The sequence below is a fragment of the Vibrio sinaloensis genome (genome assembly GCF_000808535.1).
GTDB lineage: Bacteria > Pseudomonadota > Gammaproteobacteria > Enterobacterales > Vibrionaceae > Vibrio > Vibrio sinaloensis_D.
The window spans coordinates 156041-168952 of sequence record NZ_JWLV01000010.1 but is presented as its reverse complement, the minus strand read 5'-3'; the positions used below and the strand labels follow the sequence as shown (position 1 = coordinate 168952).

The 12912-nt window shown below is 46.8% G+C and carries 10 protein-coding genes; 5 read left to right on the top strand and 5 right to left on the bottom strand.

The features are described 5' to 3' along the window. Both RJ47_RS08125 and RJ47_RS08120 read right to left on the bottom strand, forming a co-directional pair. Positions 1 to 1929 carry an ATP-dependent DNA helicase gene (locus RJ47_RS08125; protein ID WP_039483047.1) on the bottom strand — a complete coding sequence of 643 codons (1929 nt, stop codon included), beginning with the start codon at positions 1927 to 1929 and terminating at the stop codon, positions 1 to 3. Between the two features lie 105 nt (positions 1930 to 2034). Next, positions 2035 to 2235 carry a hypothetical protein gene (locus RJ47_RS08120; RefSeq protein ID WP_005474901.1) on the bottom strand — a complete coding sequence of 67 codons (201 nt, stop codon included), beginning with the start codon at positions 2233 to 2235 and terminating at the stop codon, positions 2035 to 2037. 252 nt (positions 2236 to 2487) lie between these two features. Here RJ47_RS08120 and purU point away from each other — a divergent pair, with 252 nt between their 5' ends. After that, positions 2488 to 3321 carry a formyltetrahydrofolate deformylase gene (gene purU, locus RJ47_RS08115; RefSeq protein ID WP_005474869.1) on the top strand — a complete coding sequence of 278 codons (834 nt, stop codon included), beginning with the start codon at positions 2488 to 2490 and terminating at the stop codon, positions 3319 to 3321. Between the two features lie 69 nt (positions 3322 to 3390). Here the strand turns inward: purU and RJ47_RS08110 are convergent, their stop codons facing one another. Then, a complete protein-coding gene (locus RJ47_RS08110) occupies positions 3391 to 5403 on the bottom strand; it encodes an NADPH-dependent 2,4-dienoyl-CoA reductase (protein WP_081980400.1) in 2013 nt (670 codons plus the stop codon). Between the two features lie 190 nt (positions 5404 to 5593). Here RJ47_RS08110 and sppA point away from each other — a divergent pair, with 190 nt between their 5' ends. Then, the gene (sppA, locus tag RJ47_RS08105; protein WP_039483045.1) at positions 5594 to 7444 is read left to right on the top strand and encodes a signal peptide peptidase SppA; all 1851 of its coding nucleotides are present in this window, start codon (positions 5594 to 5596) and stop codon (positions 7442 to 7444) included. Positions 7445 to 7601: 157 nt separating this feature from the next. Next, a complete protein-coding gene (gene ansA / locus RJ47_RS08100) occupies positions 7602 to 8618 on the top strand; it encodes an asparaginase (RefSeq protein ID WP_005474872.1) in 1017 nt (338 codons plus the stop codon). A gap of 64 nt (positions 8619 to 8682) precedes the next feature. On the opposite strand, the gene RJ47_RS08095 is transcribed toward ansA, so the two are convergent. Next, a complete protein-coding gene (locus RJ47_RS08095) occupies positions 8683 to 9306 on the bottom strand; it encodes a TetR/AcrR family transcriptional regulator (protein WP_005474853.1) in 624 nt (207 codons plus the stop codon). 108 nt (positions 9307 to 9414) lie between these two features. On the opposite strand from RJ47_RS08095, the gene RJ47_RS08090 reads away from it, so the two are divergent. Beyond that, entirely contained in the window at positions 9415 to 10518 is a 1104-nt protein-coding gene (locus tag RJ47_RS08090; protein ID WP_039483044.1) for an MBL fold metallo-hydrolase, read from the top strand. Beyond that, the gene (locus RJ47_RS08085; RefSeq protein ID WP_039483042.1) at positions 10511 to 11515 is read left to right on the top strand and encodes an NAD-dependent epimerase/dehydratase family protein; all 1005 of its coding nucleotides are present in this window, start codon (positions 10511 to 10513) and stop codon (positions 11513 to 11515) included. Before RJ47_RS08090 ends, RJ47_RS08085 begins: the two co-directional genes overlap by 8 nt. A gap of 66 nt (positions 11516 to 11581) precedes the next feature. Here RJ47_RS08085 and serS read toward each other — a convergent pair whose 3' ends face one another. Continuing rightward, positions 11582 to 12889: a serine--tRNA ligase gene (serS, locus tag RJ47_RS08080; protein ID WP_039483040.1), complete on the bottom strand. Its 1308-nt coding sequence runs from the start codon at positions 12887 to 12889 to the stop codon at positions 11582 to 11584. Between the last annotated feature and the right edge of the window lie 23 nt (positions 12890 to 12912).

The following is a 12912-nucleotide window of genomic DNA, read 5'->3' as shown; positions in this document are numbered from 1 at the left end:
CTATTCGTTGGTTGTTTCTGAAATCTGTTCAAGAAATTGCTCGACCAATGATAAATCCCGAGTTCTTGGGATAGGCGGTAAGCTTGATAAGAACACGCTACCATAGTCTCTTGTGACCAAACGGTTGTCACAAATGATCAGCGCCCCTTTGTCTTTCTTGTCTCGTATTAGTCGCCCGACACCCTGCTTCAACGTAATAACTGCGTCAGGTATTTGTACCTGAGCAAAAGGATCGCCCCCTTTCAGTTGGCAATCTTCAATACGCGCTTTGAGCAATGGGTCATCAGGCGCTGTAAATGGTAATTTGTCGATAATAACACAGCTGAGCGTGTCGCCTCTAACATCAATTCCTTCCCAAAAAGCGCCGGTAGCAACGAGCAAGGCGTTACCTAGCTCCATAAACTCTGCCAGTGTTTTCTGTTTACTGGTTTCCCCTTGCATCAAGACAGGCACGCTAAGCTGCTCTCTAAAGCGTTCACCCAGCTCTCTCATCATGCTGTGAGAGGTACACAAGAAGAAACAACGTCCTTGGTTTTTTTCTATCACAGGACTAAGCATGCGCACTAATTTGTCCGCAAGACCAGGGCTATTGGGTTCAGGTAAATAACGCGGCACACAGAGTTTCGCTTGGCTTTGATAGTCAAAGGGACTTGGCAAAGAGAACTGCTTTTCCGGTTTAAGCCCCAAACGTGAGGTGAAATGGCCGAAATTATCATTAACGGCCAGAGTCGCGGAAGTAAATATCCACGCCCCTTGCTTAAGTTCAATCTGCTCATGAAATTTATCCGCGACCGACAGTGGCGTGATATGCAAACTAAAGTGCCTAGGCGTGGTATCAAACCAGTAAGAGTACCCCGTAATGGAAACTTCACACACACGCGTCAGACGAGCTTGTAAGGTATTGGCTCGTTCAAATGCACTATCAAGCAACTGGCTTCGCCCTAAGGCAAGTTTTAGCACCTCTAACACAAAATCTAGCGCTTCACGCAGGCGCTCCATTTCTCTGGCAATATTTGGTGATTGAATCGCCTCTCGCCAGTTACCGCGAAAACCAGGCTCGCCGAGAATAATCCGCAGATCCATCGCCGTTTGCAGAAGCTTTTCGCCCGCTTTTTGCAACTGGCGCATATCTTTTGCTTCGGTTCGATAGCCAATTTCAATATCTTTACACAGCTCTTGAATTTGGCGACTGGATAACGACTGACCAAAATATTGGCTGGCGATATCAGGCAATTGATGCGCTTCGTCAAACACAAACACATCGGCTTCGGGAATGAGCTCGCCAAAGCCTGTCTCTTTTATCGCTAAATCAGCAAGGAACAAATGGTGATTCACCACCACCACGTCTGCATCCATTGCCTTTTTACGCGCTTTAAGAACAAAGCAGTCTTGGTAGCTCGGGCACTCTTTGCCCAAACAGTTGTCATTGGTCGATGTTATCGAAGGGATTATCGGGCTATCTTCCGCAATGGCATCACAGTCACCGAGATCGCCTGTATTGGTTTCACTCACCCAAGAGCGGACTTTAACAAGCTGACTGAGCAAGGTTGGATCGGCGGTGTTGCTGTGGCTTTCCACCATTTGCCGACTGAGGCGATCCAAGCAGAGGTAGTTTGATCGCCCTTTCAGCAAAGCCACTTGACCGTAAAAGCCGAGCGCACTGACCATCAAGGGTAGATCGCGATGATAAAGCTGCTCTTGAAGGTTTTTTGAACCTGTACTGATGATGACTTTTTTACCGCTCATTAGTGCCGGAACAAGGTAGGCGAACGTTTTCCCCGTTCCTGTGCCCGCCTCAACCACTAACTGGCCGTCGGTTTTAATGGCATTTTGTACAGCTTCTGCCATATCAAGCTGTGCCTGACGAGGTTGAAAACCAGGTATGGCTTTGCCAAGCGCACCGTCTGAAGAAAAGGTTTTTGCGATCATCAATTATCTGTAGGAGCAAATCGTCGGGAGAAGGATTATGGCAGTTTTCAAAGCAACGCGCGAATCCGATTGGATTCGCGCGCATAGAATTAGGATTGAGATCGATTAACGACGGTTAAGGTAACGCGATAACCATGCAGGGCCATTAAACTCGTTATGCTCTTCTGTCATCGCTTTTGCCGCTTCCGCTGGCGATGCTTTGTTTTCCCACATTTGATCAAGCAGAGCTTCATCTAAATCTTTATCACCAATGAGCGAACTCACTCTCTCAGAATACAGCTTACGGGCTAGAAGTTCTTTATCCATAAATACCACCTTAAGACACTCAATAGAGGGATAGCCATTCAACACAAACCTTAACTTTTGAACCAATACAGGCACGAACTCCTCTTGAAAAACTCTCATGGCTGGTTAGCCAAACGATTTAGTCAGATTATTTGTTGAAACCATCTTGATATTAGTTTAATTGTAGCTTTTATAATGCGGGTTACTTCACCGTTCGAAGCCCTGTATAAATTTCAGAAATAAAAAAAAATAATTCACGGAAGTACCAACTAAATGGAAAAGAAAACACTACTGACACACTGCACAGATGCGCCTGGACTGATCTCCAAGATCACTAACATCTGTTACAAGCATCAACTGAATATCATTCATAATAATGAGTTTGTTGATAATACTAGCGGCCACTTCTTCATGCGTACCGAGCTTGAGGGTTACTTCAATGATGAAACTTTCCTTGCTGACCTTGATCAGGCACTGCCCCAAGGTGCAAAGCGCAAATTAATTGGCTCGAACCGCAAACGCATTGTGATTCTGGTTACGAAAGAAGCTCACTGCATCGGCGACATCTTGATGAAAAATTACGATGGCAGTTTGGATGTGGACATCGCTGCGGTTGTCGGTAACTACGACACGCTACAAAGCCTAACGGAAAAGTTTGATATTCCTTACCACCATGTGTCTCATGAAGGTTTGAATCGCGAAGAGCACGAGCAAAAAATGCTGGAAGTGATCGACCAATACCAAGCGGACTACTTAGTGTTAGCTAAGTACATGCGTGTGTTAACGCCTTCATTCGTCGAAAAATATCATCACAAAATCATCAATATTCACCACAGTTTCCTACCTGCGTTTATTGGTGCTAAACCTTACCAACAGGCGTATGAGCGTGGTGTAAAAATCATTGGTGCCACTGCCCACTTCGTAACCAATGACCTTGATGAAGGGCCAATCATCAAGCAGGACGTAATTCCTGTGGATCATAACTTCAGCGCCCAAGACATGGCGCAAGCAGGCCGAGACGTTGAGAAAAACGTGCTCAGCAAAGCGCTTAACAAGGTGCTCAATGACCATGTGTTTGTCTACGGCAACAAAACCGTCATTTTGTAAAAACATGCAGAAAAAAGAAGACCTCCATGCGGAGGTCTTCTTTTTTCGTACTTGCTCGGTAAGGCGACGTTATAGCTTAACGGCCAGTTCGACACCTTGGCGAATCGCTCGGACGGCATCCAACTCGCCCGCATAATCTGCGCCACCAATGATATGCAGTTTATCGCCGAGTAAATGCCATTTATCTTCAAACGGTCTTACTGACTCTTGGCCCGCACAAATGATCACCTTATCAGCTTCAAGCAACTTGGATTCGCCGTCAGCGGTAATATGAAGGCCTTGGTCATCAATCTTCTCGTAGCTCACGCCGCCCAATAAATTGACTCCCCGCTTTTCTAAGGTGCGTTTATGAATCCACCCCGTTGTCTTACCCGGACCTTTACCCACTCTGCCTTTACGACGTTGTAGGACCCAGACCTCTTTATCACTCAATGAATCTGGGTATGGATACAAACCACCAGGATGGGCGATTTCCTTATCGATGCCCCATTCATGCAACCAGTCGTCAAGGTTGTGACCTGTTGGTTCAGTTAACATCGTCGCGACATCGACACCAATGCCACCAGCGCCGACGATCGCCACTTTGTTCCCGACAAAAGTTTTGTCACGAATAAGCGTCTGGTAATCGACCACTTTTTCAGGATTGTCGATACCATCAATCTTCACTTTTCTCGGCTCCACGCCAGACGCCATAATCACTTCATCATACTCGTTGAGCAGATCGAAGTTGGCTTCCGTTTCTAAGTGCAGTTTGACGCCAGTTTCGTCAATTAGATTGGCGAAGTAGCGAATGGTCTCACGAAACTCTTCTTTGCCTGGGATCTGCATAGCAAGGCGGAACTGACCACCAATGCGATCGTTGCGCTCAAACAGATCCACTTGATGGCCACGTTTGGCAAGGGTCGTCGCACAGGATAAGCCCGCAGGCCCCGCGCCCACGACCGCAATATTCTTCGGTTTGTCTGTTGGCGTGACCACCAACTCATCTTCACGACAGGCCAGTGGATTGACTAAACAGCTCGCACGCTTGCCCTTAAACACATTATCCAAACATGCTTGGTTACACCCAATGCAGGTGTTGATAAGTTGCGATTGATTGTTCTCAGCTTTGATAACGAAATGGGGGTCTGCCAAGAAAGGACGCGCCATAGAAACCATGTCTGCATGCCCGCTGGACAAGATTCTTTCCGCCTCTTCCGGAGTGTTGATTCGGTTACACGTTACGATAGGTACATTCACGTGCGGGCGTACTTTTTCAGTAACCCAAGTAAACGCGCCGCGAGGTACTTGGGTTGCAATAGTTGGAATGCGAGCCTCATGCCAGCCAATTCCTGTGTTGATGATCGTCACGCCTGCTTTTTCTAGCTCTTTAGCCAACATGACAACTTCATCAAAGGTACTGCCCTCTTCCACTAGATCAAGCATGGATAAGCGGAAGATAATGATAAATTTCTCGCCTACAGCTTTGCGAATCGACTTGACGATCTCAAGAGGAAAGCGCATGCGATTCTCATAACTGCCGCCCCACTCATCGTAGCGCATATTGGTTCGCTTACAGATAAACTGGTTGATGAGATAGCCTTCCGAGCCCATGACTTCAACACCGTCATACCCCGCTAGCTGAGCGAGCGAGGCACTGTTTGCGAACGCATCAATGGTTTTCTTTATTTGACGCGTGCTCATTTCACTCGGCGCGAATTTCGCGATCGGCGCCTTAATCGATGAAGCACTTTGGGAGAAAGGATGCATGGCGTATCGACCAGCATGAAGCAGTTGTAACGCAATTTTGCCGCCATGTTCATGCACAGCCTCAGTAACAACCTGATGCGCCTTTGCGTGCTTGGGTTTGCTAAACTCTGCGCTAAATGGATGTAAGCGTCCACGTAAGTTTGGAGAAAAACCACCGGTTACGATTAAACCTACCCCGCCTTTTGCACGTTCAGCGTAAAAAGCCGCGAGTTTTCCTAGACCTTCTTTGTGTTCTTCAAGTCCAGTATGCATAGAGCCCATTAAGACTCGGTTTCTGATTTGAGTAAATCCTAGATCTAACGGCTGTAATAGATTTGGGTACATGGCAGACATCACTTTCGTTTAATTATTCTGGTCTGACCAGAATAAACATCATCGTAATATAAATCAAACAAGCGTTTACATTTTTGTAACACCGATCAATCTTACAGTTGTTTGGGTATACTAGTTTCAGTAGGATGTAACTTATCTGGAATTATAAGGTCTTATAAGCCTTTACCTGCTTCTATGCAGCGGAGATTAAATGAAAAAACTATTTAAGTTTATCGGTCTATTCTTCAAAGGGATTTGGAAACTCATCACCTTTGTGCGTCTAGCGCTTACCAACCTGTTTTTCTTAGCCTCAATAGCGATCATCTATTTTGTCTATTTTCACGCACAAAGCGAAGCGCCAACCGTTCCCACTGAGTCAGCTCTTATTCTCAACCTATCTGGCCCTATCGTTGAACAGCCGAACTACGTCAATCCAATGGATTCGTTTACTGGCTCCTTGATCGGTCAAGACTTGCCCAAAGAAAATATCTTGTTCGATATCGTTGAGACACTCCGCTACGCAAAAGATGACCCTAAAATTAGTGGCTTAGTGCTTGCTCTTGGCGATTTGCCTGAAACCAACTTAACTAAACTTCGCTACATTGCAAAAGCGTTGAACGAGTTTAAAGCGTCAGGCAAACCGATTTATGCCGCTGGCGGATTCTACAATCAGAGCCAATATTACTTAGCCAGCTACGCAGACAAAGTGTACCTCGCCCCAGATGGTGCGGTTCTGCTAAAGGGTTACAGCTCATACTCACTCTATTACAAAACGCTACTCGAGAAGCTCAACGTCAACACGCATGTATTCCGAGTAGGGACTTACAAATCTGCCATAGAGCCTTTTGTTCGCGATGACATGTCAGAAGAAGCAAAAGAGTCGGCTTCTCGTTGGTTAAGTCAACTTTGGGGAGCGTTTGTTGATGATATCGCCGCGAATCGACAAATTAAGCCTGAGTCACTAAACCTGAGCATGGATGAATTCCTAACGCTACTAAAGAAAAACGATGGTGACCTCGCTGCGCTGTCGCTGAACATTGGTTTGGTTGATCAATTGGCGACCCGCCAGCAAGTACGAGCCGAACTTATTGATGTGTTTGGGAGCAATGGTGAAGACAGCTACAACCATATTAGCTACTACGACTACCAACCCACCATGGCGCCATCATTTAGCACCAGTACAAATGACATCGCTGTTGTGGTAGCAAGTGGTGCCATTATGGACGGTAGCCAGCCACGCGGAACGGTCGGAGGCGATACGGTCGCAGCCCTGCTTCGTCAAGCGCGCAATGATGATAAAGTCAAAGCGGTTGTCCTACGCGTGGACAGCCCGGGCGGTAGTGCCTTTGCCTCTGAGGTGATTCGCAATGAAATTGAAGCCCTCAAAGAAGCAGGAAAACCTGTTGTCGCGTCAATGTCGAGCTTAGCGGCATCGGGAGGATACTGGATTTCAATGAGTGCTGACCGCATTGTCGCGCAGCCAACGACCTTGACGGGCTCTATTGGTATTTTCAGTGTCATCACCACCTTTGAGAAAGGATTGAATGAGCTCGGCGTCTACACCGATGGCGTTGGCACATCACCATTCTCAGATGTCGGTGTGACGACAGGTTTATCGGAGGGGGCAGCAGAAGCGTTCCAACTTGGTATTGAGCACGGATACAAACGCTTCACTCAGTTGGTCAGTGAAAACCGTAATATCTCTCTTACCCAGCTTGATAACATTGCCCAAGGACGAGTTTGGACTGGCCAAGATGCGATGAAGTTTGGCTTGGTGGATAGCATTGGCGACTTTGATGATGCCGTTAGCCTCGCTGCCGAACTTGCAGAAGTCGAAAACTACGACATTTACTGGGTGGAAGAACCATTAAGCCCTGCACAGCAGTTCATTCAAGATTTGATGAATCAAGTGAAAGTCTCTGTCGGGATTGATATTAACAGCTATCTGCCACCAGCACTGCAACCTGTGATCAAACAAGTCAACGCAGACGCAGATTTACTGCAGAGCTTTAACGACCCGAAAGGCCATTACGCCTTCTGTTTGAACTGTATGGTGCAATAAAGCAACAAATCAGATACTGCCCGTTTAATCCTGGGCAGTGCATCCGCGTATAGCGCGCGACTTTTGGGGTGTTCCTGTGCGGAATGCCCCTTTTTATTGGCCCCGATTACTATATAATCCCACGCTCTGTTCCCCCTACAATACTGGTTTCTAAGCAATGGCAAGAAAACACATCTATATCGCTTATACGGGCGGCACCATTGGTATGCAGAAGTCGCATGATCACGGTTACGTTCCTGTCGCTGGCTTTATGGAAAAACAACTGGCGAGCATGCCAGAATTCCACCGCCCAGAAATGCCAGAGTTCACCATCCATGAATACGATCCACTGATCGATTCCTCGGATATGACTCCAAAAGATTGGCAGCAAATCGCTGATGACATTCGTGCTAACTACGACAAATATGACGGTTTCGTTATTCTGCACGGCACTGACACCATGGCCTATACCGCTTCAGCTCTCTCTTTTATGCTAGAGAACCTTGGTAAGCCGGTCATTGTGACTGGTTCGCAAATCCCACTGGCAGAGCTCCGCTCTGACGGCCAAGCGAACTTGTTGAATGCACTCCACATTGCAGCAAATTATCCGATTAATGAAGTGACGTTGTTCTTCAACAACAAGCTGATGCGTGGCAACCGCAGTACCAAATCTCACGCTGACGGTTTTAATGCCTTTACGTCTCCAAACTTACCACCTTTGCTCGAAGCAGGGATTAATATCCAGATCAGCAATGACATTAAGGTTGGGCATGTTCCAGAGGGCGAATTTAAAGTACACGACATTACGCCGCAACCAATTGGTGTCATCACCATGTACCCTGGTATCTCTCATGAGGTCATTCGCAATACATTACTGCAACCAGTCAATGCGATGATCTTGCTGACTTTTGGCGTTGGTAATGCGCCGCAAAACCCTGAGCTTCTTAGTCACTTAAAAGACGCCTCTGAGCGCGGTGTGATCGTCGTTAACCTCACCCAATGTTTGGCAGGTAAAGTGAATATGGGTGGCTACGCGACCGGATGTGCCCTTGCTGAAGCGGGCGTGATCAGCGGCTATGATATGACCCCAGAAGCTGCTCTTGCCAAGCTTCACTATCTACTTAGCCAAGACCTCTCGTACGAGCAAGTGAAAGTGAAAATGCAGCAAGTCTTGCGCGGTGAGATGAGTATCTAGTCTCACTATGAAACGACAAAGCCAGCTAGATTAGCTGGCTTTTTAATGACTCGATCAATATTGCTCAACCTAGTGAGTGCTGTTGGTAGCGCGCTAAAAATAGTTTCGTCGTTTCATCGACTAAACGTTGTTTCTCGGCCTCTGTCAGCGGTTGTCGTAAACGCATCAATTGCGGCCAAAGCGCACTTCCTTTTATTAAGCTATGCAACTGCTCTTTTGCAAGGTCTGCGTCCAATTCAATCAACTTCCCATCATCTTGCGCCGCGACTATCCAACGATAAACCGCCGTCTCTTTTTCCGATAACTTCTTCAGCTCTTCTTGCAGCATATCAGGATTACTGAACAAGTAATCAAAAGCAACACGTGCGAGATCTTGATATTGTGGAGAAGACAAAAACTCAAGCTCTTTGGTCAAAAGCGCAGCGAGCTGGGTTTCCAAAGGCTGGTCACGGTTGTAACTCACTTCACTTTCCATCATCGCCCGTTGCCATAATTCCGACAACAAGTGGAGTACGAGCGCCTCTTTGCTCACAAAGTGATTGTAAATGGTCCGCTTGGACACGTTGGCCAGTTTAGCCAATCTATCCATGCTCGTCGCCTTGACGCCCTCTTCACGAAACGCTTCGATCGCTGCTTCGACAATTGCTGATCGTTTTAGATCACTGCGACTCTGCTTCTTTTCCATCATTTTGTTTCATTTCTACAACCATGCAGCCAATTCTACACTGCACGGTTTACTTTTCAATTTTTCAAAGTAAACTACACGGTGTAGTTTACTTATAAGGAGTAATTGATCATGAAATTTGCCATGTTTGCCCTGTTAGGATTGTTGGTCGCTATCGCGTTCATCACTCTTGGTTCGAACAAAAATCGTTTCCAAAACAGCGAAATCGCGTACTCATCGTCGTTGGGCGATACATTGCGCATCTTACATGCATTTATTACCACTCCTCGTTTGGATCCGACACCGACCCAGCCACTCCCTATTCAATCAATGAATGAGCAAGCACTTTTTTCCACCAAGCGGGACTCACTCTACCGAATTGGTCACTCTAGCGTTCTACTAAACCTCGACGATAACTGGATTTTAACTGACCCAGTTTTGAGTGAACGAGCATCTCCCGCTCAATGGGCTGGCCCCAAACGCTTTCATCCAAGCCCGATTAACGCGTCCGACTTGCCACCTATCGACATCGTAATCATCAGTCACGATCACTATGATCACCTCGATAAAAACACCATCCAAGCCATCGCAAAGAAGGTAGGAACATTTGTTACTCCACTAAAAGTTGGGGACCTATTGATAAGTTGGGGAGTCGCCCCAGAAAAAGTGGTTCAGCTTGATTGGTGGCAAAGTACCTCTGTGAATGGCATTGAGCTAGTCGCTACCCCATCACAACACTTTTCAGGTCGAGGGTTACTGGATAGAAACCAGACTCTTTGGTCGAGCTGGGTAATATTAGGAAAGCAACATCGTGTCTTCTTTAGCGGTGACAGTGGCTACTTCTCTGGCTTTGAATCGATAGGCAAACGCTATGGCCCATTTGATGTCACATTGATTGAATCCGGTGCCTATAACTCACTTTGGCAAGACATTCACATGATGCCCGACGAGTCTGTTCAAGCTCATATCGATCTTCGTGGTAAATACATGATTCCAATTCACAACGGTACGTTTGATCTCTCTATGCACCCTTGGTACGAGCCGCTTGAACGTATCACTGACATCTCTAGTCAAAGAGGTGTGCAACTCATCACTCCCGCTTTTGGTCAGCTTGTTGAACTCGAGTCACCACCTTTTGAGCAGCAATGGTGGAAAACCGAGTCGATTGCCAGCGAGCCGATATCTCAGTTTGAACCCGTTATCGACAATATCGTTAAGGAGAAGAGTAATGGTTAAATGTTTAGTCACTGGCGCAACAGGCCACCTCGGCAACAATCTGGTTAGAGAATTGAGCCGGCAAGGTCATCAGGTACGCGCCGGAGTGCGCAATCTCAGTAAGTCCGACTCGTTGAAGGGTGTCGATTGTGACATTGTGTACTGTGATTTACTCGACGTCACCTCTTTGCAAACAGCCTTAGAAGGGGTTGATATTCTCTACCAAGTTGCGGCCGTTTTTAAGCACTGGGCAGAAGATGAAGAAAAGGAAATCGTCGAGCCAAACCTTATCGGCACGACAAATATCTTGAGAGCCGCCCACGAAGCTGGAGTGAAGAAAGTCGTCTATGTCAGCTCGATAGCGACATTAGAGCAAACTGCGCGTAATCAACAAGGTGAGATAAAGGTAGAAGGCTACAATGTGTCGGATCAAATCAATCCCTATTGCCGGGCCAAAACACTTGCCGAGCAAGAGGCATGGAAAGTGGCGCAAGAGCTAGATCTGGATATGGTCACAATACTGCCATCCACCATACTTGGCGGCGATTTTAAACCCAACACGGAATCTCTCGATGCGTTTTCAGCGATCGTGAATGGCAAGATGCCTTTCTTGTATGAGATGAACCTCAGCCCAATCGATGTTAACGATGTCGTCAAAGGGATGATTAAAGCCTCAACGCATGGCATTCGTGGCAAGCGCTATGTCCTTGCTAACACGTCGACCATTTCTAGCGAGGAGATCATCGCTATTGCTCGAGAGGTAAACCCACAACTTACTGCGCCTAAAATCTTGTCTGAACAAGAAATTTATGCACTTGTTGATCAAGCAGAGAAGGAAGCGTTAGAGACTCAGACTCGACCTAAACTGATTCGCAGCAATGTCGCGCGTTCACTTAAGCACCGATTTGTGTTTGATCAGCAAGAGTCACTAACGGATCTAGAGCACACCCCGATAAGCGCCCGAGAGGTCGTTCGAACCACAATGGCGTCTCTATATCAGCCAACAGCCGCGGAGTAATTTTGCCGCAGGATTAAAAAAGGCGACTCATTGAGTCGCCTTTCATCATTTCGTATTCGGCCGAGATTAACCGATGTGCGTTGCGCCGCCCATGTACTTCTGAAGTACTGTAGGGACTGCGATGCGACCATCTGCTTCTTGGTTGTTCTCTAGAATTGCGACCATTGTACGACCAACTGCTAGACCAGAACCGTTTAGCGTGTGTACAAGCTCAGGTTTCTTCTCGCCTTTACGACGGAAACGCGCTTGCATACGACGAGCTTGGAAATCCCACATGTTTGAACAAGATGAAATTTCACGGTAAGTCTCTTGTGCTGGAACCCAAACTTCTAGGTCGTAAGTCTTACGTGCACCGAAGCCCATGTCACCAGTACATAGAACCACTTTACGGTAAGGCAGTTCTAGAAGTTGTAGAACTTTCTCAGCGTGGCCAGTTAGCTCTTCTAGTGCGTCCATTGAATCTTCTGGACGAGTGATTTGTACTAGCTCAACTTTGTCGAACTGGTGCATACGAATCAAACCACGAGTATCACGACCGTAAGAGCCCGCTTCAGAACGGAAACATGGTGTGTGAGCGGTCATCTTAAGTGGTAGGTCCGCTTCATCAGAAATCGTATCGCGAACAAGGTTCGTTACTGGTACTTCTGCCGTTGGAATCAAAGACAGTTTACGCGGCTCTTCGTCGTTAACTTTCTCTTCTAGTGGCTCAGTGTGGAACAGGTCTTTACCAAATTTGGGTAGCTGACCAGTACCGAACAGGCTGTCAGAGTTCACTAGGTACGGTACGTACATTTCAGAGTAACCGTGTTCTTCAGTGTGTAGATCAAGCATGAACTGGGCAATTGCACGGTGTAGGCGAGCAAATTGACCTTTCATCACGATGAAACGTGCACCAGTGATTTTAGTCGCGCTCGCGAAATCAAGACCGCCACCCATTTCACCAAGATCAACGTGATCTTTTAGTTCGAAGTCGTAAGTTTTTGGCTCACCCCAACGAGAAATCTCTACGTTGTCATCTTCGTCTTTACCATCTGGCACATCATCAGCTGGCAGGTTTGGCACAGATAGCGTGATCTCTTCAAGTTGCGCCATTACTGCATCAAGTTCAACTTTTTTAGCATCAAGATCGCTACCTAGCGTACCGATTTGTTTCTTGATCTCTTCAGCACCTTCTTTATCGCCAGCCGCCATTTTTTGGCCGATCTGCTTAGAGATGGAGTTACGCGTGGATTGTAAATTTTCAACTTCAACTTGAATCGACTTGCGTTGCTCTTCAAGTGTACGGATTGTCTCTACGTCTAGCTTAAAGCCACGACGCGCTAGTTTTGCAGCTGTTTCATCCAGCTCTGTACGAAGTAATTTAGAATCCAGCATTGTTAATCCTATGCTTTTTTAGT

Coding starts and splice junctions, on each gene's coding strand:
- RJ47_RS08125 (WP_039483047.1), bottom strand. CDS start 1,929: ATGATCGCAAAAACCTTTTCTTCAGACGGTGCGCTTGGCAAAGCCATA.
- RJ47_RS08120 (WP_005474901.1), bottom strand. CDS start 2,235: ATGGATAAAGAACTTCTAGCCCGTAAGCTGTATTCTGAGAGAGTGAGT.
- purU (WP_005474869.1), top strand. CDS start 2,488: ATGGAAAAGAAAACACTACTGACACACTGCACAGATGCGCCTGGACTG.
- RJ47_RS08110 (WP_081980400.1), bottom strand. CDS start 5,403: ATGTCTGCCATGTACCCAAATCTATTACAGCCGTTAGATCTAGGATTT.
- sppA (WP_039483045.1), top strand. CDS start 5,594: ATGAAAAAACTATTTAAGTTTATCGGTCTATTCTTCAAAGGGATTTGG.
- ansA (WP_005474872.1), top strand. CDS start 7,602: ATGGCAAGAAAACACATCTATATCGCTTATACGGGCGGCACCATTGGT.
- RJ47_RS08095 (WP_005474853.1), bottom strand. CDS start 9,306: ATGATGGAAAAGAAGCAGAGTCGCAGTGATCTAAAACGATCAGCAATT.
- RJ47_RS08090 (WP_039483044.1), top strand. CDS start 9,415: ATGAAATTTGCCATGTTTGCCCTGTTAGGATTGTTGGTCGCTATCGCG.
- RJ47_RS08085 (WP_039483042.1), top strand. CDS start 10,511: ATGGTTAAATGTTTAGTCACTGGCGCAACAGGCCACCTCGGCAACAAT.
- serS (WP_039483040.1), bottom strand. CDS start 12,889: ATGCTGGATTCTAAATTACTTCGTACAGAGCTGGATGAAACAGCTGCA.